This window comes from Halosimplex marinum, assembly GCF_051414075.1.
Classification (GTDB): domain Archaea; phylum Halobacteriota; class Halobacteria; order Halobacteriales; family Haloarculaceae; genus Halosimplex; species Halosimplex marinum.
In genome coordinates, this window is sequence record NZ_JBLKNY010000004.1 from 139,974 (window position 1) to 163,718 (window position 23,745).

A 23,745-nucleotide genomic window follows, 5' to 3' on the forward strand; every position below is an offset into this window, starting at 1 on the left:
GACTGGTTTGAAATTTCGGGCTGAGAGGATGTAGAAGGAGTCACTTGGTAGCCGGAAGATTCAATGAGAGATACCGACTGCGTTCCATCGTGTCAGCTGTCGGGCCAACCGAGCGGTGGCAGTGGTGGGCGACAAGATACATCCTCAACGATATCCGGTCAGCAATGTCGCCCCATCCCATTCCCTTATATTCGGTAGACGGGGAGGCACCTGAAACCACGAGTCGGGAACTCGACCGATTCACGTCGGAGTTCCCGTCCGATAGTGCCTATCTCTATGTCCTCTATACCGATGACCACCCGTCAGGAACGGCCTGGACGCCGAGCCGTCTGCGGCCGGTCTACGTCGGCGAGACTACCGACATCGCGGGGCGACTCGCTACGCATGTCGACAAGCTTCGCGGGCCCAACCCGAACCACGATAGCGACCGGTGGGGAAAGTACAACCACCTCGCTACCGTTCGCGACCGGGCGGATAGCCGACTGTATGTCTGGGCACGGCCCGTCACAGCAATCGAACGTGGCCCCTACGGCCACGACTGTGCCGCCAAAGAGCTCGAAGCGAAACTCGTCGGGCTCCTCCACAGGATCCCCCCGTTGCGACGAACACTCGCGAATCGCGAGCATGTCCCTCACTGGAGTCGCTACGCGCGGAACAATGATCGAATTGTCTGGGTCCAATTCGATCCGCTCGCGGATCACTTCGACCAGTCTCCCACGCAGGAGACGGCGCCAACGACCGAGCGTTCGAAAGCGGCGCTCTGGCAAGACTGGATCGAGCAGTATCTCGTTGCTGACCTCACAGCGGACACAGCGCCCGATCCGATCCCGTTGTTCGACACGGCTCCAGACGGGGAGACGGTCCACGTCACGGCAGACGAAGTACTGGCCCGCAGTCCGCAGATAGAGCAGCGGATTCGGACCGTAGCCACTCAGTGTCTCGATGGTGGAACACCGATCGGTCGAGACCGGGAGGGGCTGCTGTATCTCATGTACCAGATCCAGGAGGGGGCCGAACCGTCAGATCCCGCAGCGATCGATCCACTCTATCTCGGGAAAGCAGAAATGTGGGGTAAACAAAAGGATTTGAGCACGAACTTCGACGAGTTCCGCCCGAATCACACGGGGACGCGAATGTTCGCCCGCTGGGGCGACGGCCCCGACTGGCACATCGGGCAGCTGTCGGCCGCTGTCCGGACGGGCGAGGAGGGGCACGTCCACTGGGCGGACGCCCTGTTCGAACCGGAATCGCGACGGTTACGCGACCCAACCTACCTGTGGGTCCACGTCTGGGACCGCGACGACGATGTCGGCCCGTATGGCGACTCAGTCTCACTGCCCGTTGTCGAAGCACAACTGATCGCCCTCGCGTACGACGTAGCACCAACCACGCTCCTGAACAAGGACGGCGTTCCCGCGATGGCCCCGATCAAGCAGGCGGAGTCTCACTTCGATTCCCCAGCCGAATGGCCACGTGGCGGGAGTCGACAGCAGAATCTGGACGACTTTCGCTAACCCGATTTGAGGTATAGCCCGTGGAAGAACCCCACTCTCCGGACCCAGGACGGATTACTGGTCCGCTTCGACAGGGACGAGATCGCGGTGACGGAAGGGCACCGAGAGTTCACGGTCCGAGTCAACCGCACGGAGATCGTATGCGTATGCATCCAGATCTCGACTCGTTTCCGCACCGAGATCGTCGACGAACACGTCCACAACTTCACAGACCGTCCCATGTAATTCCGCATCAGGGTCATCAGCATCGAGATAAATCCGAACTCTATCACCGACTGAATACGGGTCCGTCGCGGGCTGGGGGATATCTTCCATGAATCCGGGGTAGCATCACCGCTCGTATCAGTCCACCGCTCCCGCTGGACCGATTCCTCTTGGAGTCCCGATCCGTACGGATCGACGGGTTCCCACATTACACGCCGTGGCCGAAACACCACAGCGAGATACACTAAAGTAGTAGCGACAACGGGGACGAGACAGATCAGCATGGAAGTTGGCTTGGTCAGCTGTACGAAGAGCAAACAGAACACCGCCGCGGAGCCACGAGAGCTCTATATGGAGTCGGCGTTCTTCCGGAAGGCGCGCGAGTACGTCGAAACCAACCACGACACGTGGTATATTCTCTCCGCGAAGCACGGGGTACTCGAACCTAACGGCGACCCCATCGAACCGTACGACGAGACGCTCAGCGGAGCAGCGGTCGACCAGAAGCGGCAGTGGGCGGACGCCGTCTTCGAGGAGCTCCACGATCGAGGGCTCATCACTGACGAAAATCGGCTGGTGTTCCACGCTGGCCGTGACTACTACGACGAACTCCTCCCCTTACTCCAAGAGACGGCTGTCGAAACCACGATACCGACGGACGGACTCCAGTTCGGTGAGACGCTATCCTGGTACAACGACCAGTTGTAGTTATATAAGACGTTATCCGACTATACGCCCTGAACTTCTGTATCGCCAAATTTTCGGATTCCCCGTGCATGATAAACGTCTTCGAGGGTCATCCCGCCGTCTTCCAATTCGATCGTCATTTCCCGTCCGAAAACGCTTTCACGATCAGTATTCCCGAGAAGACCCTCGTTCGTCACAACGAATTCAAGCGTAATCTTATCGAGGCCCTCTACCGCGAGACGATCAGTAGCGGCCATGAGGCCATGCCCACCTACCGAATCATCCGCAGAAATATCCGTGAGCGGCTCTCCCACGAATCGAACTCTGTGCTCTCCAGATTGCAGGGAGTTGCCGACCCGGTTTGCGTACGTACCATCTTCATCAACTCGTCGTAATCTACTACGATCTGATCCCGGGCTAAAGTCAGACACTGGTTCGAAATCAATTCGCGTCTCTAATTCAATATCTGTTGCGACGCCATTCCCTTGATTCGATAGCCAGATCTCAAGCTGCTTCCCATCGACCTCGTATTCTTGAATCTCAAGATGGGGTTTATTCTGGACTTGGAACTGCCTTGATTGGAGCCAGTACTGCCCAAAATAAAGAAGAACGAGCATCGCAGTAAGTAGTACTGAAATTGCACCCTGATTCCGATTTATCCCCGACCGGACCGATGGGAAGTACCACAGAATACCACCGATAAGAACGATCACGATGAGGCCAACGAGCCAGGGCCAGTTTTTGTGCTGGAGTAGATGCTTCGGGATCATCCTATATGATTCGTTGATGAATCTGCAAGTTTAACCCTGTCGAGGTGGCGTTTAAATTCGATTTAGAGGTTCTGCAGTCGGTCGTAGAATACCTCGTGGAACCGCTCACCCCGGTCGAGCATCCAATCGTGATACTCCGGCCAGTCGTCCTTGGCAGCGAGGTCACCGGGTCGTCGGAGCGTGATCTTCGCTCGATTACTGTTTTCGCGCGCGTCTTCGGGCGACTGCCATATCAGTGACTCCCCCATTGCTTCCTCGATCTGGTCCTGCTGGTTCTGGAGTTCCTGATAGATCTCGGGGTCGTCCTGAATAACGAGCTGGCAATAGAGGTTGTCCTCGACCGTATTGGCCGTGAACTGGAGTTTGAACCCAGCGCGGCCGATCGGGTTGTTGTACCAGTGCTGGGGTTTCGGCTTCCGCGCTCGCAACGGCGTCTCCCGATCAGTGATTAGATCCCGGAACTGCGTCCAGTATTCTTCCTGGAGCTGCTGGGTGTCCGAAAGCTCATCCTCGCCCCGCTGTGCTTTCTCCTTCCACTCACTGGGGTCTTCGATCGGATTGAACCGAACAGCGGGCGCCGAATCGCCGATCCGCCAGACCTCAAGCCGAACCGCAAACAGGTCGATGCCCTCGCGGCTGTTTTCGTTGAGCCATTGGAAGGCGTCCTTGTGTTCGTCGTTGAACTGCGGGGCGATCCAAACGATGATGTCTGCGTCGACACCGGCAGCATAGGCGAGACACTTCCCGAGGTGGTCGTGGTCGGATGCCTGCAGTTGGTTCTCGATGACGATCTGGCGGCCGTCGTCGATGACCTCCGCGACGATGTCGACGTTGTACTTCCCGACGCTTTTCTCCGTCTCGGTAACTTCGAGATCCAACCCGAGGACATCTTCGAGGTGCGACGCGTCCTCGTCGCGAATAGAGTCGGCGAGCCAGGGTGTGAACTGGTGGGCTTCGTGTTCCCAGTAGTCCCGCACGTCCTGGGGTTCGAGATCGCGAAAATCAGGCGGATCGAACTGGGACATACGTGGCCTGTTCTTTCCAGGAACTATAACAGTTTGTGAGAGCTACTGCAGGCGTCCAGAGCACGACAGTAGTGGTACGAGACTGTCGACTCACCGAAGCGCCCGCTGTTTCAGTAGGCCGCCCCCAATTTCGCCCGTAACACGATAGTTGTCCAGTGAGCTACGGCGACCTGAACTCTCCCTCGTACAGATCGTTGAGTGTCCCATCTAGCAGCGCGCCGACTCGCACACGAAGCGGTGCTTCTGCTGGCGGCTTCACGTTTAGTGTCTTTTTGATACCCTTCTGTTCAGGGATCGTCGGCAACGACGTGCGGTCCTGAGCAACGACGCCTTTCCCCTGCTGTTCGATGTCGACCTGCACGGCAGCGTTTGTTGCTGGAGCGTCGCCCCAGTTCGAGACGGTCACGTCGAAATTGATCCCCTGGGCAGGCATCACGTAGGACTCCCACTCCAGAGCGAGCGACGGCGACGTATCCACCTCCTCGATCTCCGCGTTCGCTCCCTGTTCTTTCACATTCTGTGGGACCTCTCCAACGGTCCAGCCGGACCCGGTTGTTTCGACGTAGTAGTATCGCTGCCCCTCGTGTTCGTAGTAGGACCCGGAGATGTCGTCTTCACCGGCCACGCCGACGGCCATGTGATTGGCATCCGGAAGCAAGAGCAGGACCACCCCATAGCCCATCGCCTGCAGGACGGCGGCCAGCAGGATCGCGGTGTCCTCACAGTCGCCACCGCGGTCGACGAGCGTTTCGAACGGGTATTTCGGATACTCGTTGTAGCCCGTCGCCGGCTTGTCCTGTGTGTACTCCATTCCCTGGACCCACGCGATCGCGTGGTCGACCGTCTCCCGCGTCGAGAGGTCGTTGCGGTCGCCGAATTGCTCGATCGTGTCGGCGAGCCCAGCGATCGACTCGTCGTCGAAGTCGTCGGAGACGTACGCCCCGTAGTCGCCGATCCGCGGCCGCGTCTTGTAGTAGCGGTACTGTGCCTTCGGGATCGAGAGCGTAAACTCCGTCTGCAGTCCATGGGCCTGTTGCGTAAAGGTCCGCTCGTGGACACCGTCGACAGATGGGTCCGGAAGCGTGCTCCCCGACAACCCATCGAGGTGGTCCGCCTCCGGCAACGGGGTCGCGCTCGTCCCGACAATGTGGTCCGAGACCTTCCGTGTCGTCCCGGCAATATCGGCGTGGAGCATCGTGCCGCCCTTGAGCAGGCCAACGTCGGTATCCTCGCCCGCGATCGTGTGCCGACCGTTGTTGGTGAGTGTCACAAGCGGCGTTCTGGGGTCCTCGTCATCCGTATCGATCTTGATGACTTTGATCCCCGGCGCACCGTCGAGCGTCACGTCCAGCGTTACCCGGAGCTGCGACCGTGCGACCCGTGTCTCAGACCACGTGAGCGACGGCTGTGGTTTGGCCGTCGGCGTCGCCTGGACGGGCTTAGCTGTATCCTGCGGTGCTTGGTCCGGGGTTGGCTGTGGATCTGTTGTGTTGGAACATCCTGCGAGAGAAAGGGGAACTGCAGCACCCGCAACCGAACGGAGTATCGTACGGCGGTTCACGACCCGTCAATCCTCCTGATGGTGCTTATAGGTTCGTTTTACTGATCACAAAGTCGCGAACAATGAGATCAGCTTTCGCTATCCAGTTGTGGATCAGCCCGAGGTTCTATCCCGATTACCGACGAACGATGGTGATATGACTCGCGACACTGATCTGGACCGCTTCTACGACCTCCTGGCCGACCTCGAAGCGGCCGTCGACGGGATGCAGTATCTGCGCGACTGCGACGGCTACATGGACTGGCCCGAGCGTGGCGTCTACTTCTTTTTCAGTCCCGAAGAGGCCCGCGCTGGCGGCCAGCGTCGACTCACCCGAATCGGGACCCACGCCGTCTCCAGTGGGAGTGGCACCTCGCTGTGGGACCGGCTGCGAACCCACCGCGGGATCAACAGCGGGACCTTCGCCGGCGGCGGCAACCACCGTGGCTCGGTCTTCCGTAAACGAGTCGGGGAGGCGATGCGTACCCGCGACGGGCTCGCCGAGGTTTACCCGGAGTGGGGCGAGGGTAGCAGTGCCGACCGCGAGATCCGGCTCAAGGAAACCGGGCTGGAGCGCCGCGTGACCGAGTACATCGGGGACCTGCCGTGCCTCTGGCTCGACGTCAACGACGAACCCGGACCCGAGAGCGACCGGGCCTACATCGAGCGCAACGCGATCGCGCTGGTGAGCAACTATCGAACGGACCCACTCGATCGCCGGACGGGTGACTGGTTGGGGATGTACTCGCCGGCGCCCGCGATCCGTCGCTCCGGACTGTGGAACATCAACCACGTCGACGAGTCCTACGACCCGGCCTTTCTCGATCTCTTCGAGGAACGCGTCGCAGAGACCACGCCGCTGTAGCCCATCACCTACTTGCGCAGGAGAATATACGACGCGACAGGTAGAGATAGGTCCAGAGCCAGCGCTGGGACTGTCGCTGATCCGAATCCGCACGATCGGTTTGTCACCCCCAGGAGGGGTGCGGGGGAACTCGATCCCTCGCGGAGTACAATGGGACATCGCGCACTTCTCGCGTACGAACGACCGGACAGCACGTACAACCTACACTACTCGCACTGGGGTGCCCAGAACCTCAGACTCAAACCCGCCATCACCGAACAGACGCCCTTCGGCGGCGACGATCCAGACGAGACGCTCCAGACCGTCCACCGACGACTCCGGGAAGCGACCACCGACGAGGGTGTCGAGCACGTCCTCGACAGTCACGACATCCTGCCCCAACAGATCGACATCGACCCGTGGGCGATCCGCGTCACCATCGACGAGATCATCGACGAACACCTCGATTTCCTGCACCACGAAGCCTTCTACGTCGTCGACAGCGATCTCCGAGTCACCGCCTACCGCACGCATTGGTTCGGCCTGCAATACGACTGCGAGGCCGTCAACGACGCGCCGACGATCGGCAATGGAGCACTCAGAACCGTCCGGTGGTACGAGGGCGAGCCGGTCGGCGACGGCCATGCACAGGGGGAGTTCCGCGGGCTCAAGAACACGGTCGGCGATATGCTGGATCGGGGTGTGTTCACCCGGGCTGAGGCGACCGGGTATATGGCCCGGAAACTCGACCACTGGGTCGACGACACCGAGGAGCTGATCGTCTGCAAGCCCCGGCATATCGAGTAGATCCTGCATTCGCCGTATCGGAGCCGACGTCAAGAGCATTTCACAGCCACTGACGGCTTAGCCCACAGACCCATTACGTGGCTAACCAAACCGTACGGATGGTGGCTATATGACAGTCGACCTCACTACATTCGACCGCCTGCGAACACGGTATCCAGGGTCAAGCTGGGCACTCTGGAGTGACTCGTTTCCGGAGGTAGGTTGTCTTGAGGAAGACTCAGACGACCTCGTCGCGTTTCTCGAAGCCAACCGGGACCAGCTCACGCCGGCCGTCGTCTTTGTATCCCTCAATCCGTCTGCAGAGTCTCCTAGCGACTGCGCCAATTTCCACTCACCGAGTGGTCGCCATTACGACGACCGACTGAAAGCGTTCATTCAGGAGGCAGGACTCGACTCGCTTCTCGGGGGGTACATGACCGATATCGTTCCCGACACGGTTGATCCCGACTCGGATAACGTCGACCCAGAGGATGCAGATGTAACCCGATTCCTCGACCAACTCGATATCCTCGACCAACCTGCATACGACATAATCTGTTTCACCGGGTCGACCTTCGAGACGCTCCAGCAGTACTTCAGTGCGTCAGTGACCGACCGACCACACAACATCGAGTCGTTCTCGGTGACAGTGTCCGGGCGTGACCTCTCGGTCTATCGGGTCTGGTTCTACGGACTCTACGGGGTCCACCAAGACAAGGTCACCGAACTGGTAGACCAGCTACAGTACCTCGATCGAGTGATCAATTGAGTCGATACCGAGGCAGCAGCGAATCTCCTCACCACGTCCCGTCGAGATGTCTGCAAAGGCGTGCATATACTCACAGTGATTCCCAGTTCTCGTCGCTCGTCCGTGGCGTCGTCAACCGCTGAACTGTTTCAAGATCCCGGTTCGCGATCTGTGTGAAGTTGAATCCCTGTTGCCCGCAGTTAGTCATCGCCTCGGAAAACGCGCCTTCTTCGATGAGACGGTGAATCTCTTGGTACCCGATCGTCGGTTCGAGTGCGATTGGAGATGCAAATTCGAGATAGGCACCATCACTGTCGATCCGCTTTGCCTCGATAGGCAGGACGTGGCTGAGACACGTCGGATGCTCGTCGACGCTCGATGCACAGTAGAGCAGAGCCGTATCTCCAGCCTTCGCTGTCTCCCACGCCTCACGCCGTCCGAATCCCTCTTCTTTCCAGTATGGGTCCGCGTTGAAGTAGCGGTGGTGACGGAGGGGTTCGTCGACGAACGTAGGCCCCATTGCCCCGTCGAGGTATTCCGGCTTCGCGTGGTCGCTGATCTCTCGGCCGTTCGTCTGGATGAGAAAGACGCTCATACTGGCATGGATTCTGCATTGCATATCAATTTTGGAGTCTGTGGCAGGGGAACCCGATCGCTGTCCCGAACTTCGTTCAGACTCCACCGCACGGGATTTTATCGCCCCCGAGAGGGGTGCGGGGGGCAGGACAGACTCGCCTCGCGCTGACCTTCGATGGCAACGAGCAATCCCTACGAACGCGACTTCGACGAACAGCACGAAAACTCCATTCCGGCCGAGGACTGTCCCGAGTGCGAGGGTCAACTCACCACGGATGGTGGCGAAACCCGGTGTACCGACTGCGGACTCATTATCGAGGCCTGCCGGGTCGACCGACGTGGACCGCGAACTTTCAACGAAGATGAAACCAGCCGGGAACGCACCGGGGCACCGATCACCCAAGCTCGCCACGACCGCGGCCTCTCGACAGAGATCGGGTACAAGACCGACGGCAAGGGCAACTCACTCTCCGGCGAGAAGCGGCGACAACTGGGCCGCCTTCGTCGCGAGCACACCCGCGCGAAGTGGCAGTCCAAAGCCGAACGCAATCTCGGCCACGGCTGTACGGAGATCGCCCGCATCGTCGGGGCGCTGGACTTAGAGCGCGACCACCGAGAACAGGCGAGTAAACTCTTCCGGTCGGCCCAGTCGGCGGACCTCCTGCCCGGCAGGTCGATCGAGGCGTTCGCCGCGGCGACAGTCTATGCGGTCTGTCGCTGTTCCGATGCCACCCGGACACTCGGCGAAGTCGTCTCGGTCGCACAGTGTGCCCGCGAGAAGATTACCAATGCCTACGACGTGCTCAACGACGAACTCGGGCTACCAGCGCCACCACAGCGGCCACGAGAGTTCATCCCGGGTCTCGCGTCGGCAGTGGATGTTCCACCTGAAACAGAGCGCCACGCACGATCACTCGCCGAGCAGGCCTGGACGGCGGAGGTGAGCATCGGCGTCCACCCGGGTGGCTTCGCGGCGAGCTGTCTCGAAGTCGCCTGTCGAGATCACGAGGTCGAGATCATCCAACAGAAGTTGGCGAACGAGGCCGACGTAAGTCCGGTCACGGTCCGGACTCATCGTGATACCATCGAGGCCACCCGCGGAGAGTGGTCATGATGATAGCCGCGTGGCTCCGTACTCTCTTCCCAGATCGGTCTTCGAATAGCGAAGTCTTCCACGAGTGTCGCCACTGTGGCAACGAGGTCGACGACAGGACAGACGCCTGTCCGAGCTGTGGCCACACGGGCATCGCGACGTACGAATTCGACTGAACGCGCCGCACGATCTGTTTTTTAGCGCCACCAGGGGTGGGGCGCTCACGATCGGGCGCTCCGATGACCGATGCATCCACTGCAACAACTGGAGTTCCCGAGCCGAGTCGCAAAGCGCGCCCAGTACGAAGCCTTCGAGTTCACCCTGTCACCCAATGGAATCGTCGTTCGAAACGGCAGTCACGCGAATCCAGCCGAGCACGAGTATCTCGTCACTGTCGAAGACGGCGTCCCTGCAACCTGTGAGTGCCCGGCCGACGACCAGTACGAGGGCGCGTGCAAACACCGAGTCGCGGTGGCGATTCGTCGGCCGCTGCTCGATGCTGTCGCAGTGGCTGATGGACAACCAGTCGCGACGGACGGTGGTGAAGTCGACGTAGCGCCAGCCGCATCGAATCCCGATGCTGAGTCCACCGAGACTGAATCGCATTCAGAGCGGACCACGACGGACGACGAGGAGTGTTCGGAGTGTATCGGCGAGTTCCCGTGTTGGGAGTGTGTCCGAACGGGACGGCGTGACCTTCCGAAATGAGACATCACGATGAGCCCGAGAAGGAAAGACTCGATCACCGATGGCTATCTACGAGGACGGCTTGCGTAGGTCCCCGTTAGCAACTGGATAGTATCAGACTCCACCCCTGAGTACTTGGTATGTAGTCGACGGGTATTCATAGTTATCCAGAATTAGTGTCTAATGCTACTATTTTCACCACCAATCGGGAAGATATTTACAAGACCACGAGACGATGTGGAGTAGGTCGCTCGTTTCGCGCCGCTCGCCCCCGTGATGGGGTGTGATCCGGCACGCTGAGCGACAGCTATACCCATGATAGACGACACGTCGCAGGACGATTTCGCGCAGGAGAATCAGTCAGAGATGCTTCGCAGCGTCGTTGCCGGGCTCGCACCGACACTCTCGTGGCTTGCACTCGCGCTCGGTGGGCTCGTCGTCGTGCTGGTCGAGCCGGCGGCCGCACAGACGACGACAGCGGCGAATGGAACCAGTGTCGGGAGTAGTTTCTGTCAGACGGATATGGCGACGACGATCCGGAATCTCTTCACGCTCATCCAGTTCGGCGGCCCGCTCGTTGGCGGGCTCGTCGCGCTGGGTACGACCGTCGCGATCCCGCTGCTCCGGCGTGCGGATACGAAAAAGGAGCTCAAATCGATGCGCGTCCAGGCAGTCGTCTGGGGCGTCATCGTCGCGCCGCTGGGGACGACTATCCTGCAATTCCTGCTCACGTCCGTCGTGGCGGGTGGCGCCAGTTGCAGCTTCTGAGTCGCTCGCTCGGCGCCGGCGTCGCGATTGCCGTCCTACTGGCGATAAGCGCGCTCGTCGCAACCCAGTCGGTCGCCCGCCCGCTCGATACCAAGGCGTACAGCCCGGACGAAGATCACGACCACGGCGACAATCGGAGCCTCTGGTCTCGGGACCGCGATACGATCAACCGCTCCGCGCTCCGGAACCGGACGGGGTCGGTGACGAACGCGTTGGCGGCCACGACGGATATCCCGTTCAACCGGCCACCCGAAGCCGTCGAACGCCACAACCGCGCACAGCTCGACAAGTTCCCGGGCTTCCAGCGCGACGAGTCGGTGCACCCACCGGGTGTAGCGCTGACCGACGGGACGTACATCCGCGACGGGTACGTCGATATCTTCACGACCCAGCCGTCGACGAACGCCCGTCTCACCCCAGACCGGCAACCCTACTACGTCGCCTCGGATGGAGCCGTGCTTGCGACGCTCGATTACCGACTGCGTGTCCCGCGTGGCTACGCCACTGCGACCGAACGAATCACATGGTCGCTACAGTCGCACAACATCACGGAGGTCCGACTCCTCGTCGACGGGCAACGCGAAGCGAAGTCGGTCGGAACGCGAACGCCGCGGTTGGAATACGACCTAGCCGACGACCGCGGGCTGAATCACACGCTCTCTGTCGAAGCGAATCTCTCGGTGGAGTTGCAACGCACTAACACCTGGTGTACCAATGCTACCAGCGCAGGCAACTGCACGGCGTGGACCTCGGAGACGACGACCGTCACCGAGAATCTCACCGTGACAGACTCGCGGTCGGTACGGGAGTACTCGCTGGATGTGTACGGGTTCTACGCTCGCTATCCCGATGGCGACCTCGGGCTGGCGATGTTCAAGACCGCGCCGTGGCTGGGGTATTCACTGCCCGAGGGGCAGGTCAACGGAGTGTGGCGGTTCTACTCCGCCCGCGATCCCAGCTGGGACCGACTGGTCACGACGACGGCCGAGGCGTCGACGACCGAACACTCACCGATGCACCCGCTCCAGATGGCGGCCTACCCAATCAAGACTGGGCCGACTGCATCGCCGGCCGATACCGTCTCGATCCTCCGCGTGAACGGGCGCCAGCAACAGCCGCCTACCCTTCCTGAGACGGTCAACCTGGACGTGCTCGAACGGCCCTACCAGACGAGCTACAACATCATGACCCGCTTCGAGACGCCCAACCGGGATCTGTCGGACGTGACCGCTTCCGGGCTAGTCCGGGGTGCTCGGACCGATGTCGACCCGCGGATGTTCGAGGAAGTGCCCATCCATCGGAGTAACCTCACGCTGACCGTTCTGAACACGACTGCCCGGACGGCGACCGTCCACATCTCCTTGCGGGATGTCGAGACGGGCGACCCCATCGAGACCGATGACAGCGAGGGCTATGTCGTCCTCGGGGGCAAGCGCGTCCAGACCGGCGCGGACGGGACGGTCACGACGACGGTGGCCCGGCCAGCGGGTGCGATCGACGCCCGGTTCGAACCGGCAGAGTGGTGGCTTCGACAGACGGGCTACGTCGGTGATTCGGACACCGTCTCCGTCCAGGGGACGGTGCTGTCGATCGTCACCTCGCTGTACCGGGCCGGTGTCCCGGTCGGACTCTTCCTCCTGGCCGTGTTTCTCATCAACCGGATCACGGGGTTGTCTGTGTGGCCCCCATGGAGGGGGCTATGACGGGTGAACAGTACTCCCGCCGGCGGTTCCTGAAGAGCGGGCTTGCAGTCACCGTAGCGGGGCTGGCCGGGTGTTCGGGCACTGGTGCAACCGGAACTGCTACCCCGGAGTCCATCTTTCAGGAAACCTCGGTTTTGAGGAACTCGCTCAGGGTCACGCTCCGGGAAGATCACGACGTATCGAAGGTCAACCTGATCGCGCCCGATGGGAGTGAATTCCACTCAACTGGCGTAGAAACCGGCGTAACTACAGTGAAATTCAATCTCTTTGATTTCTATCCTGGTCAGCACTATTCCCCTGGTGAATACGAGCTTATCGCAGTTCGTGACGGTAAGGAACTCTCTTCTACATCGCTCAATTTGCAGCCAGATCTCCGGCTTACCAGTATCGAACAGTACTCTGGTGGCACGGACTCACCACAGAATCGAGCGAATCTCCTCGTCACAGTGGAGAACGTGGGCACGGCCCCAACCTGGGTATACTACCTTGGATACAGTGGAACCCCAAATGCCACTCACACTCCTCAGGAAGGGCACCCGAAGGACTCACCGTTAAAGGCACTCGAAATGCCAAAATCGAAGGAAGAAACGATCCTAGCACCGTCGGAGACGCAGTCGTTCCTCGGACGGTGGCCACCGTTCCAATTCTCGGGCGAAGAGCACTGCCGAGAGATGACGATAGAGTTCGGACTGACTGTCTACTCTGGTATCGGTGATAATCTCACGCGTCAACACCGAGCGACTCTCTCCGGCGAGAAGATCCAGGAACTGTACAGAGAGACCTGCAGTGAAATCTCGATCGAGACGACCGAAAAGAGGGGGACAGATGGGTAGCCGATTTCGCTTTCAAATCTCGTTCGTCGTTGCCGCTGTTGTAGCCGCGTTTACCAGCCCTGCTCAAGCCCAGAGTGGCGGTGACTCCAGTGGAGGCGGTGCTCTCGGTGATGTCTTTGTCTGGGCGATCCAGGAAGGCCTTGAGAAACTCTTCGAACCGCTGGAGGGGATCATCGAAAAACATGCAAACGACGTAATCGAGATCATTGTCGGTACACCACACCCGAATCGGGTTTTCGTCCAGCCGACGAACAACTCGTGGCCAGACATCTACGGATACTTCTGGGATACCATAGTCCCACTCTCGCTTCTTCTGTGGGCCTTGGCGGTTGGCCTGGTAATCTTCCTCGAATCGACGAGTTATCTCTTCAGTAGCTATCACAGGACGAAACTGAAACGACGTGCATTCGCTGGTTTGCTCGGGATCCTCGCTTGGTGGTGGATGGACGCATTTGCTCGTCAATTCACCCAAGATTTAGCGCTCTTCCTCGCACCGGATCTCTCTGATATCGAACTCTTCCAAACACTCTCGTTTGGTTCACTGGGGGCTCTGATGACAGCGCTCACCCTCTCGGTCGACTTCTTCTTGTTTGCCCTCGTCGTTCTGATCTATTTCATCCGAGAGGTGATCCTGTATCTCTTCACTCTCATGATGCCCATCCTGATTGCATTGTGGATCCCTGGAGTGGGCCCTTTCAGTCTCGTCTCGAAGTTCATGAAACGGCTAGCCGGATTCTATGTGCCGTTTCTATTCATGACCATTCCAGTCGTACTACTCTTCCGCTTAGCTGATATTCTGGGCTCGAGTTTTGGAATCTCACTTTCCGGGATTGGTGCCTGGCTCACCGCCCTCGTCATCCCGATCGTTGCAATTGCGTCGCCGTTCGTCCTGTTCTGGCAGGCCGGGTCGATCTTCTTCATGGCTCAGAGTGCCTCCCACCATGCATCGAGGCGGCGCGCCAAGTCACGACTGGGCGGGACGAAAAGCCGTGCTGGGACCGTCGCCCACGGAGGACGGAACTTCTCCCGCGGAGCGCAGGGCAAGTCCGCACTCAAGCCCAACGGGCAAGCGGTGTTGGGCTCCGGCGACTCCCGGGCCCACGCCGCAGGGTCGCGGCTCAACGACGCAGGGTCACGACTCCGGGGTGCTCTAGCACAGCCATCGAGTACAGACGCCCAATCAGACGCCGGCTCGGCGGACAGTTCGCCAACGCAGTCGAACAATACTACAGACAACTCCGGTGGCGATGCGTCGGACGAGCAATCCCGGAGCCAGTCGTCCGACAGCCGCGCCCAGGAATTCGGCGCGCTCCGTGACCCGACCCGAACTGACGACACGAACTCTGACCGAGACCGTGACGCGATCGACGACGAACCTCGCTACATTCGCTAAGATGGACGACCACAACCCTGCAAAACGCATTCCGAAATCGCTCGGTACCGACACGAAATTGTTCGGCAGTTACACGATGACCGACCTCGCCGTCGCACTGTTTCCCGGCGTGGTCGTCGTCCTCTGTGTCCAGGTGTTACTCCCCGCGGGAATGACCGTCCGCGGCTATCAGGTGCAGACGCTCGCACTCCCGCTCGCCGGCGTGATGATCGGCCTCGGCGCACTCTTCGTCTACCTGACGCCGGCGTACACGACCAGCGCAGACTGGGTCACCTCGATGCTGACCTTCCACAGTCGCTCGGAACAGACCGATCACGAGGCGGCCAAGGAATACACCCAGATCGAACGGGTGTACCCCGATCGCGACGCTATCGAACGCACGGACGGCGCGATGATCGGCCTCGTGCAAGTGATCCCGCCGACGATGGCGCTGGCGACCGACGAGGAGTGGGCACAGAAGGCCGAGAGCTTCCAGGACTTCCTGAACACGACCGTCGAGTTCCCCATCCAGATCTACTCGACGACCCAGCCGTTTCCCGTCGACGAGCATCTCGGTCGATACGAATCCCGCCTCGACGATCCCGATGTCGAAGCCAATCCCCAGCTGGAGGGACTCATCGAGAACTACCTCGACTGGTACGAAACCGAACTCCACGAGCGTCGGATGACCATCCGCGACCACTACGTCGTCGTCCCCGTCGCGCCGGCAGAGGTCCAGTTCGACGAAGCGAGTCTCGCACAGCAACTCGCTACCCTTCCGGTCCTCGGCGCGATCGTCCGCGAACTCTACGCCCCGCGAGAGGCAGTCGAACGGGAGGCACTGCTCTCGGAACTCGACGACCGACTCGATCAGGTTCGTGCAGGGCTCCGCAGTATCGAGGGCTGTACCGCCCACCGTATCAACGCGACAGATGCAACGAAGGTGGTCGGCGAGTACTGGAGCGACGAGCCCCAGGCCTATGGCGACCTGGACCAAGTGCTTCGCACCCGTGGGATCGTTGGAGGGCCGGACCGATGATCGACTCACTGCTATCGGTCCTCCCGACTCGAAACGAGGAGAGTACGGACACCGACGATACGACGGATCAGACAGCCGATGAGGGGCAGGGACAGGACAGCCCGACAGACGGCGTCAGCGTCGCGTACGACCCGACCGAGGCCACTGGGAGTGGAGCTATCCCCGAGGTGTCCGACATCCACCAGACGGTCGTCACACCGTCGAGCATCGAGCGTGAACCGACTGCCGTCCGGACGGATAACAAGTGGACACAGACGCTACTGGTCGGAGAGTACCCGGACACCCCGATGGACGGGCTCTTCGAGACACTCTATTCGACCGCGGCGACACGGCAGACGGACATCAGTCTCCACATCTCGCCGCGGGATACGACCGCGACGCTGGACACGCTCGAAAACACCATCGAGGACCTGGAGGCCGACCGGGAATATCTCGAGGAGAAACGACGGGCCGGTGCCCGGGGCGTCGAGAAAGACCTGCAGGACTATCAGGCGCTGTACGACGCCCTCCGAAACACGTCGATGTCGGCCTTCGACGTCTCGATGTATCTCGCCGTCCAGGGCGAGTCACCGGAGCAGTTGAACGTCGACGGCGTGACGAGTGCGGCCCGGGAGTCCCCGACGAATCTTACGCCCGTGATGCCGCGGTGGACACAGCTCGATTCGTTCATCTCGGGGAGTCCCGTTGGCGTCGACAAACTCAACGAGTCGATGGATACGACGACGCCGATGCTCGCCGGTGCTGTCGGCGCGATGTTCCCCTTTGTCGCCGGTGCCTTCGCAGAGCCCGGCATCGAATACGGGACCTATGCGCTGAACGAGAGCCCGCTCATCCTCGATCGCTTCGAGCGGGAGACAGGCTACTGTACGATGGTTATCGGACAACTGGGTGCTGGGAAGTCCTTCTCGACGAAACTGCAACTGCTCCGGCGGGCGATGTACGACCAGGATACGATCATCATCATGCTCGACCCCCTGGAGGGATTCGCCGGGGTGAACGACGCCCTCGGTGGCGAGCGAATTACCGTCGGCGGGACGCGCGGCTTCAACCCACTCGAAATTCGGGCGACGCCCGACACAGTGCTACAGGACGTGCCCGACCTTGACCCGTGGTCCGAGCAGATCTCGTGGGTGCTGACGTTCTTCGAGACCTTCTTCGAACACGTCGCGTCGAATCCGCTCGGCGACCGCAAACAGACGCTCCGGCGGGCGATCCAGGAGGCCTACGAGCACCAGGGTATCACACGGGATCCGACGACCCACGACCGACAATCACCGACGGTTCGCGATGTCATCAGTGTCCTCGAAGCACTCCTCGAGGACCCAGCCGAATTCGGCTACGCGACCGAGGGCGAACAGGAAAAGGTCCAGCGTGATGCCCAGTCACTGCTCACGGATCTACGGCCATCCTTTCGTGAAGGCGGCGACCTCGCAAACCTCGCCCAATCGACGGAATTCGATCTGGATTCGTCGGTCCTGTACTTAGACCTCCACCAAGAGGAAGGCGCCACGGGTCGCTCGGAGACGAGTCTGATGATGCAGGTGCTATTCAACGCCGTCTACGAACGCGCGAAGGGGACGGACAAGCGAGTTGTGTTCGCGATCGACGAGGCCCACTACCTGATGAACGACGCCACCTCGCTGGAGTTCCTGGAGACGGCCGTCCGGCACAGTCGCCACTACGATCTGTCGTTGCACTTCATCACCCAGACCGGCGGCGAGTTTGCGCTGACGCCCGAGGCGAAGACGATCGCGAATCTCTGCTCGCTCACGTTGATTCATCGGGTCCAGGAGGAAGCCGAGAAACTCTCAGAGTGGTTCGGCCTGAGTGAGCGGGAAGTGAACTGGATCCGGACCGCAAAGGCAGGCAACGACGAAGATGGATTTTCGGAGGCGTTGCTCGGGATTGACGAGGAGGGTTGGTTCCCGCTTCGCGTCCGGACGAGCGAGTTCGAAGCAGCACAGATCGATGCGAGCGATTGATTCCCGATTAAGTGACCGACTTTGATCGCCTGCATCTAAGAGCAATATTTGTGATGTGATCTCGTATCACAAGACTATTCCAGCCGACGTTCGTATGAATCGGCGTGATTCGCCGTCGATCGGTTCTCATTGGCCTCTTCGTCGTGCTCGTGGCTCTTTCGGGCTGTGTCGGCCTAACGCAGTCTGACGCCGGGCCCACGGACTCCCCGTCGTTGACGGTCAGCGGGGACCAGCCGACCCTGACACAGTCGGCGACGCCGACCCGAACGGCAACGACACCGAACGGCACACTGGATGTCCACTTCATCAACGTCGGCCAATCGGCGAGCACGCTGGTTGTCGGCCCGACGAACGAGACGATGCTGATCGACTCCGGCGACTTCAGAACTGACGGGGAACACGTCCTGCAGTACCTCAAACAGCACAACATCAGCCGGATCGACCACTTCGTCGTCACCCATGCCGACGCGGACCACATCGGCGGCAACGCGGCCATCATCGAGTACTACGAGACCGAGGCCGACGGCATCGGCGCGATCTACGACCCCGGGATCGCGGCGAGTACCCAGACCTACGAAGCGTACCTGGATGCCGTCGAACGGCACAACGTCACGCTCTACGAGACGCGCGAAGGGGATCCACTGCCGTTCGACGGCGTCTCGGTCGACGTACTCGGTCCGCCCGACCCGTATCTCGATGACCGCGACCGCAACGAGAACAGTATCGTGCTCACGCTCACCTACGGGGAGACCCGGTTCCTGTTCACGGGCGACGCCGAGAGCGACCAAGAGCAGTACCTCGTCGACAGCTACGACGAAACACTCCGGGCGACAGTACTGAAAGCGGGCCACCATGGAAGTGGGAGTAGTACCGGCGCGGCGTTGCTCGACGCAGTGGGCCCGAGGGCAGTCGTCATCTCCAGCGCGAACGACTCCCAGTATGGCCACCCCCACGAGGCAGTTCTCCAGCGCCTGGCCGATCGCTCCATCCCGGCCTACTGGACAGCGACACACGGAAACGTCGTTCTCACAAGTGGCGGCGAGCAGGTCACCATCAAGACACAGGAAGCGGCCCCAACCGACCCGCTCTCGATCCGCGATGGGACGCCGATCGAACCGGGGGCAACCGATCCAGTCGCTCCCCGAGCGACGATTAACGGTAGCATCACTGGCTCTCAGGGACCGCCCATTGCGACTGACGGCGGGACCGCGACGGGCAACGAAGATGGCGCGCTCGTCCTTGACGACGTCCACGCAGATGCCGCGGGCGACGACCGGGAGAATCTCAACGGCGAATACGTTGTCTTCCGGAACGCCGGTGACGAATCCCTTGACTTGGGCGGGTGGACTGTCGCGGATGCCGCCGATCACACCTACACAGTTCCCGACGGTTTCACGCTCGCACCGAACGCGACAGTGACGCTACACACCGGCAACGGGACCGATACCGACAGCGATCTCTATTGGGAGGCTGGATCCCCGATCTGGAACAACGGCGGCGATACGGTCATCGTGACGACCGCGGATGGCGAGGAAGTCCTCAGAGAGGGGTACACATGATCCCAGACGGCACCTACACGGCAGTCGTCGACCGCATCGAAGACTCACTGGCAACGCTGGAAGTGGACGGCGACGACGAGCTGTATGCCCTCACCGTCGACGAGCAGGACCTTCCGGACCCAGCACGACACGCCGATGCAATCCTGCAGATCGAACTCGTCGACGAGACACTCGTTGGGGTGGACTACGACGAACAAGCCACCGAAGACCGTAGCGCGCAGGCGCAGGATCGGTTCGACAGGCTCTCCCAACGGCCACCACGCGACGATGAGTCAGACGGGTCCCGTTAGAGCAAGGATTCTGCCGGCACAGGAGACGCGTTACGACGAGTTCTAATTGGGCGCAGGGAGCGGTTTCAGTCTTGACATCCTCCTCCGCGTGAATGCGGAGGAATCCCGAGCGGTGGGAGTTTCAGGATCGCAGTCCAATCGGCGGACTACTACGCCTTTCGGGCACGGGTAGTCCCACCGCATTGGCGTAGTGGACTGCTGGCCATGCCACGTGGCCGGTACCCCTCTCCTCAACCGTGTCTGGCGTCCCGGTGTTGTTTTTGCCAGCAGGACGCCGGCAGGCGTCAGCAGAGTCGGGGGTATCGTGATGCTCCCTTTGAGCAGTCGGCACAGACACACTCTGCTGGAATGTGCGTTCACCGGCTGGTCTTTCAGATACCGCCTCGTTACGTGGGCGGACAGGCCGCCTCCGGAGGACGGTTCGGAATCTACTCCGTTCCGACCGATTCCGACAGTACTGTAGAGCGGCCCGTCACTTAAACGTCAGCGTGAGAAACTCGGAGGCCGGCGTTTGGACGGTAGTCTGTTTCCCAGAGTGACGGCGCGTATCCACGCCGTGAACGGCGTGGTATTGCGCCTGTTCAGTCTATAAGGGGTGTATTATCACCTACTTGTAGTCGTTCTGATGGTCACAGGTCTTCAGCGCAACACTGACTTCGTGAGTGAGTCTACTTCTCGGGATCCTGCATCGCTACTCACTCTTCGTCTTCGAAATACGCGAGCACATCGGCCTTGATCTCGGTGAATTCGTCGCCGGTCCGGTCCCGGGGACGCGGCAGGTCCACTGAGATGACGTCGAGGACAGTCCCCGGTGCCGTCGAGAACACGACGATTCGGTCGGACAGATAGACCGCCTCTTCGATGTCGTGTGTCACGAAACAGATCGTCTTCTCGGTCTCCATCCAAATGTCGAGTAGCTCTCGGTGGAGCGATGTCTTCGTGCGCGCGTCAACGCTCCCGAACGGTTCGTCCATGAGGAGTATCGGTGGGTCGACAGCGAGCGCGCGGGCAATGCCGACTCGCTGGCGCTGTCCGCCGGACAGCTCCCGCGGATACGCGTCGGCTTTGTCGGTCAGGCCGACGAGTTCGAGACAGTAGTCGACCCGCTCTTCTGTCGTGAACCCCTCGGGTGGACCGACCTCTTCGAGCCCGTAGGCGACGTTTCCGGCGACGGTCCGCCAGGGAAAGAGCGCGTCGTCCTGGAAGACCATGCCGCGGTCGGGGCCGGGCTCGGTGACCGGGTCCCCGTCGACGAGGACGGCACCCTCTGTGGCCGCTTCGAGCCCGGCGATGATGCGGAAGACTGTCGACTTTCCCGAGCCCGACGGGCCGACGATCGAGACGAACTCGCCGTGACCGACGTCGAAGTTGACATCGGCCAGCGCTTCGACGGGACCGCTCTCGCTCTGGTAGATCTTCGAGACGTCGTCAACACGGATCTGCGGGTGTTCGTGGGTCCGTCCGTCGTCCGCGTCGGAACGATTGTGTGAGTGTTGTGCGGTCATGTGTGTCACCGCCAGGCCAGCGTCCGCGCTTCGAGGAGTTTGATCAGACGGTCCGAGATTAAGAACAGGATGCCGATCACGAGCATATACGCGATGACGACCTGCATCTGGAGGAAGTTCGCAGCGTCCCAGAGGTGTTTCCCGATCCCGGGGACGCCCAGCAGTTCGGCCGCGACCATCACCATCCACGCCTGCCCGGCGGCTGTCCGGAACCCGGTGAACAGCTCCGGCATCGCCGACGGGAGGACGATCCGTCTGATCAGTCCCAGATCCGACTTCGTGCCCAGCGACTGACCGACTTCGAGCAGCTCGTCATCGACACTCCTGACGCCGCTCTCGGCGTTGTAGTAATTGATCCAGAACGCGACGATGGCGATGATGAACGCGGCACCGCGGTCGTTCAGGCCGAACCAGATGATCGCGAAGGGGATCCACGCTAGGGGTGGGACTGGACGGAGGATACTGGCGATCGTGCCGACCGACAACTCCGCAGTCCGCGACCAGCCGACCAGGATCCCGACGGCCATCCCGAACGCCGACCCGACGAGGAGCCCGGGGACATAGTGGCGGAGGCTCTGCCAGATCAGCTCGAACATGAGCCCGGATGTCGCATCGGAGACGAGGACTTCGAGAACGGCCGGCGGCTGTGGGAGGAGGTTCCGCGGCGTCACGAGCGCGCCCGCCCACCAGACGAGTACGAATGCGACGAGCGCGCCCGCCTGGATGGCGAGTGTGCGACCCTGTTCGAGCCGGAGGCCGTCGGTCGGGTACCCCGCCGTTGTCGATTCGTTGTCACTCGCCACTGCTTGCCTCCTCGTAGAAACTGTGGTCGAAGACATCTGACTCCGACAGGTCCGTCTCCACAGAGTCAAGCTGTTGGTGGAAGTCGTTGTAGACGAGCGACTTCTCGACGATCCGCTTCGGGTTGGAAACGAAGTTCGACGCAGGCGAGTTGATCGCCCGCGTCGCGACCTCCGACGTGAGGATGTCGGACCCGATCACCTCGCTCGCCATCTCGGCTGCCTGATCCCGGTTCTCGTGGATGAACTCCGTTGCCCGGATGTGGATGTCGACCAACTCTTGGACGAGGTCCGGGTTGTCGTCAACCAACGATTGAGAGGGCTGGAGGACTGCACCCGGCTGGCCGGGCATGATCTCGCCGGCGTATTTGAACGGCTCCATGTCCGTCTCCGAGTTCTCCTGTAGTAACGTCGGAACCGGCTCAATGGCGCTGCCGCCGTCGGCGTTCCCGGTCGACAGCGTCGACTGGAGCGCGCTCGGGCTCTGGCCCAGGATTTCGACGACATCGAGGTCGAGCCCGAGCACCTCGGTGATCCAGTATCGCAGGAATACGTCTGGCGTGGAGCCGGCCGGGAGCGTCGCGAACCGCGGCTTGCGACCCTTATCAGCGCGGAACTCCTCGAAGGCGTCGGCGCCGTGTTCGACCCAGTACGACCGGAACTCGGAGCTACCGACCATCACGTTCGGTTCGACCACGTTGGCCGCGACGACCGTCGAGGAGACGCCGTTGGCGATGGCCACCAGTCCAGGGCTGATCCCGACGTACGCGAAGTCGATGTCACCCGAGGCGTACGCCTGCACGAGCGGGGGGCCGCCGCCGAACGTCTGCACCTCGATGTCGGGCCCGAGGTCATCGTACCAGCCCTGCTGGTCGATGACAAAATACTGCATCATCGGGAAGACGTTGAGCGTCCCGAGCGTCAGCGAATCCGGTGATGATACGCCGCCGTCGCCGAGACACCCTGCAAGTCCAACTGTCGCTCCTGCGGCTGCCCCGCTTGCAGTCCGCAACATATCCCGGCGAGAGAGGGTTCGCTCAGTCATGCGTTCCCCTCGGAGATTTGTCCCAATATCATTTTCACCCCGAGATAGACTTACCGGTGTCTATGACAGTCAGACCAGGACGCGTTAGTTCGCGGCGTACATTTGCACGCGCCCACACTATCACGGAACTACACCTCTCGTCCGACCAGTGTCTTGAGTCGAGGCAGTAGGTCGAACGATGCCGGTACGGGCTGGAACACACGCCGCGCGATGCTCGGCTTCAGGAGTGCGGCCGGCGGTTGTTCGAGTCGCATCACCCGCAGGAACGCCTCACTCAGGACTGCATCGGTGTGAGCTCGGCTAAGCAACCGATCGAAGTACCAGTTTGACAAGTCGGCACCCCTCGGCTTGGGGCCTGTTGTCTGTAGGAACCCA

At 60.9% G+C, this 23,745-nt stretch carries 23 protein-coding genes; 15 read left to right on the plus strand and 8 right to left on the minus strand.

Annotated features, from left to right (window positions below; genetic code table 11):
• The first annotated feature begins 89 nt into the window (after positions 1 to 89).
• On the plus strand, positions 90 to 1,514 hold the full coding sequence (locus ACMGFI_RS08945) for a GIY-YIG nuclease family protein (protein WP_436909035.1): 1,425 nt from the start codon (positions 90 to 92) through the stop codon (positions 1,512 to 1,514).
• 54 nt (positions 1,515 to 1,568) lie between these two features.
• On the opposite strand, the gene ACMGFI_RS08950 is transcribed toward ACMGFI_RS08945, so the two are convergent.
• Positions 1,569 to 1,829 (minus strand): DUF8139 family protein, encoded by a 261-nt coding sequence (locus ACMGFI_RS08950; protein WP_436909037.1) that lies wholly within the window; start codon positions 1,827 to 1,829, stop codon positions 1,569 to 1,571.
• Between the two features lie 171 nt (positions 1,830 to 2,000).
• Here ACMGFI_RS08950 and ACMGFI_RS08955 point away from each other — a divergent pair, with 171 nt between their 5' ends.
• Positions 2,001 to 2,426 (plus strand): DUF6884 domain-containing protein, encoded by a 426-nt coding sequence (locus ACMGFI_RS08955; RefSeq protein WP_436909038.1) that lies wholly within the window; start codon positions 2,001 to 2,003, stop codon positions 2,424 to 2,426.
• A 20-nt stretch (positions 2,427 to 2,446) separates the two neighbouring features.
• Here the strand turns inward: ACMGFI_RS08955 and ACMGFI_RS08960 are convergent, their stop codons facing one another.
• From ACMGFI_RS08960 to ACMGFI_RS08970, 3 genes are all read right to left on the minus strand, one after another.
• A complete protein-coding gene (locus ACMGFI_RS08960; RefSeq protein WP_436909041.1) occupies positions 2,447 to 3,175 on the minus strand; it encodes a hypothetical protein in 729 nt (242 codons plus the stop codon).
• 62 nt (positions 3,176 to 3,237) lie between these two features.
• Positions 3,238 to 4,200, minus strand: coding sequence for a DUF4268 domain-containing protein (locus tag ACMGFI_RS08965; protein ID WP_436909042.1), 963 nt, complete (start codon positions 4,198 to 4,200; stop codon positions 3,238 to 3,240).
• Between the two features lie 160 nt (positions 4,201 to 4,360).
• Positions 4,361 to 5,545, minus strand: coding sequence for a transglutaminase-like domain-containing protein (locus tag ACMGFI_RS08970; protein ID WP_436909043.1), 1,185 nt, complete (start codon positions 5,543 to 5,545; stop codon positions 4,361 to 4,363).
• A gap of 352 nt (positions 5,546 to 5,897) precedes the next feature.
• Between ACMGFI_RS08970 and ACMGFI_RS08975 the strand changes: the two genes are divergently transcribed.
• The 3 genes from ACMGFI_RS08975 (at position 5,898) to ACMGFI_RS08985 (ending at position 8,139) form a co-directional block, all read left to right on the plus strand.
• Positions 5,898 to 6,605 (plus strand): GIY-YIG domain-containing protein, encoded by a 708-nt coding sequence (locus tag ACMGFI_RS08975; RefSeq protein WP_436909044.1) that lies wholly within the window; start codon positions 5,898 to 5,900, stop codon positions 6,603 to 6,605.
• A 150-nt stretch (positions 6,606 to 6,755) separates the two neighbouring features.
• Positions 6,756 to 7,391, plus strand: coding sequence for a DUF6735 family protein (locus ACMGFI_RS08980; protein WP_436909045.1), 636 nt, complete (start codon positions 6,756 to 6,758; stop codon positions 7,389 to 7,391).
• A 109-nt stretch (positions 7,392 to 7,500) separates the two neighbouring features.
• Complete coding sequence (locus tag ACMGFI_RS08985; RefSeq protein WP_436909046.1) at positions 7,501 to 8,139, plus strand: hypothetical protein; 639 nt, start codon at positions 7,501 to 7,503, stop codon at positions 8,137 to 8,139.
• A gap of 70 nt (positions 8,140 to 8,209) precedes the next feature.
• Here the strand turns inward: ACMGFI_RS08985 and ACMGFI_RS08990 are convergent, their stop codons facing one another.
• Positions 8,210 to 8,713 carry a hypothetical protein gene (locus ACMGFI_RS08990; protein ID WP_436909049.1) on the minus strand — a complete coding sequence of 168 codons (504 nt, stop codon included), beginning with the start codon at positions 8,711 to 8,713 and terminating at the stop codon, positions 8,210 to 8,212.
• Between the two features lie 156 nt (positions 8,714 to 8,869).
• Between ACMGFI_RS08990 and ACMGFI_RS08995 the strand changes: the two genes are divergently transcribed.
• The 10 genes from ACMGFI_RS08995 (at position 8,870) to ACMGFI_RS09040 (ending at position 20,020) form a co-directional block, all read left to right on the plus strand.
• On the plus strand, positions 8,870 to 9,808 hold the full coding sequence (locus ACMGFI_RS08995; RefSeq protein WP_436909050.1) for a transcription initiation factor IIB: 939 nt from the start codon (positions 8,870 to 8,872) through the stop codon (positions 9,806 to 9,808).
• Between the two features lie 225 nt (positions 9,809 to 10,033).
• Positions 10,034 to 10,495, plus strand: coding sequence for an SWIM zinc finger family protein (locus ACMGFI_RS09000; RefSeq protein WP_436909051.1), 462 nt, complete (start codon positions 10,034 to 10,036; stop codon positions 10,493 to 10,495).
• Positions 10,496 to 10,789: 294 nt separating this feature from the next.
• The gene (locus ACMGFI_RS09005; RefSeq protein ID WP_436909052.1) at positions 10,790 to 11,242 is read left to right on the plus strand and encodes a hypothetical protein; all 453 of its coding nucleotides are present in this window, start codon (positions 10,790 to 10,792) and stop codon (positions 11,240 to 11,242) included.
• Positions 11,230 to 12,945 (plus strand): DUF8186 domain-containing protein, encoded by a 1,716-nt coding sequence (locus ACMGFI_RS09010; RefSeq protein ID WP_436909053.1) that lies wholly within the window; start codon positions 11,230 to 11,232, stop codon positions 12,943 to 12,945. The genes ACMGFI_RS09005 and ACMGFI_RS09010 overlap by 13 nt, the downstream gene beginning before the upstream one ends.
• Positions 12,942 to 13,778, plus strand: a complete 837-nt coding sequence (locus ACMGFI_RS09015; RefSeq protein WP_436909054.1) for a twin-arginine translocation signal domain-containing protein — start codon at positions 12,942 to 12,944, stop codon at positions 13,776 to 13,778. The genes ACMGFI_RS09010 and ACMGFI_RS09015 overlap by 4 nt, the downstream gene beginning before the upstream one ends.
• A complete protein-coding gene (locus tag ACMGFI_RS09020) occupies positions 13,771 to 15,171 on the plus strand; it encodes a TrbL/VirB6 family protein (protein ID WP_436909055.1) in 1,401 nt (466 codons plus the stop codon). The genes ACMGFI_RS09015 and ACMGFI_RS09020 overlap by 8 nt, the downstream gene beginning before the upstream one ends.
• A gap of 1 nt (position 15,172) precedes the next feature.
• Positions 15,173 to 16,189 (plus strand): TraC-like domain-containing protein, encoded by a 1,017-nt coding sequence (locus ACMGFI_RS09025; RefSeq protein ID WP_495849318.1) that lies wholly within the window; start codon positions 15,173 to 15,175, stop codon positions 16,187 to 16,189.
• Positions 16,186 to 18,171, plus strand: a complete 1,986-nt coding sequence (locus tag ACMGFI_RS09030; protein ID WP_436909057.1) for a VirB4 family type IV secretion system protein — start codon at positions 16,186 to 16,188, stop codon at positions 18,169 to 18,171. Before ACMGFI_RS09025 ends, ACMGFI_RS09030 begins: the two co-directional genes overlap by 4 nt.
• A gap of 104 nt (positions 18,172 to 18,275) precedes the next feature.
• On the plus strand, positions 18,276 to 19,730 hold the full coding sequence (locus tag ACMGFI_RS09035; protein WP_436909058.1) for a lamin tail domain-containing protein: 1,455 nt from the start codon (positions 18,276 to 18,278) through the stop codon (positions 19,728 to 19,730).
• Entirely contained in the window at positions 19,727 to 20,020 is a 294-nt protein-coding gene (locus tag ACMGFI_RS09040) for a DUF3006 domain-containing protein (RefSeq protein ID WP_436909059.1), read from the plus strand. Before ACMGFI_RS09035 ends, ACMGFI_RS09040 begins: the two co-directional genes overlap by 4 nt.
• A gap of 695 nt (positions 20,021 to 20,715) precedes the next feature.
• Here ACMGFI_RS09040 and ACMGFI_RS09045 read toward each other — a convergent pair.
• The 3 genes from ACMGFI_RS09045 to ACMGFI_RS09055 are packed head-to-tail and all read right to left on the minus strand — an operon-like array spanning position 20,716 to position 23,370.
• Positions 20,716 to 21,525, minus strand: coding sequence for an ABC transporter ATP-binding protein (locus ACMGFI_RS09045; protein ID WP_436909061.1), 810 nt, complete (start codon positions 21,523 to 21,525; stop codon positions 20,716 to 20,718).
• A 5-nt stretch (positions 21,526 to 21,530) separates the two neighbouring features.
• The gene (locus ACMGFI_RS09050) at positions 21,531 to 22,328 is read right to left on the minus strand and encodes an ABC transporter permease (RefSeq protein ID WP_436909063.1); all 798 of its coding nucleotides are present in this window, start codon (positions 22,326 to 22,328) and stop codon (positions 21,531 to 21,533) included.
• A complete protein-coding gene (locus tag ACMGFI_RS09055; RefSeq protein WP_436909065.1) occupies positions 22,318 to 23,370 on the minus strand; it encodes an ABC transporter substrate-binding protein in 1,053 nt (350 codons plus the stop codon). The genes ACMGFI_RS09050 and ACMGFI_RS09055 overlap by 11 nt, the downstream gene beginning before the upstream one ends.
• Positions 23,371 to 23,745: the final 375 nt, after the last annotated feature.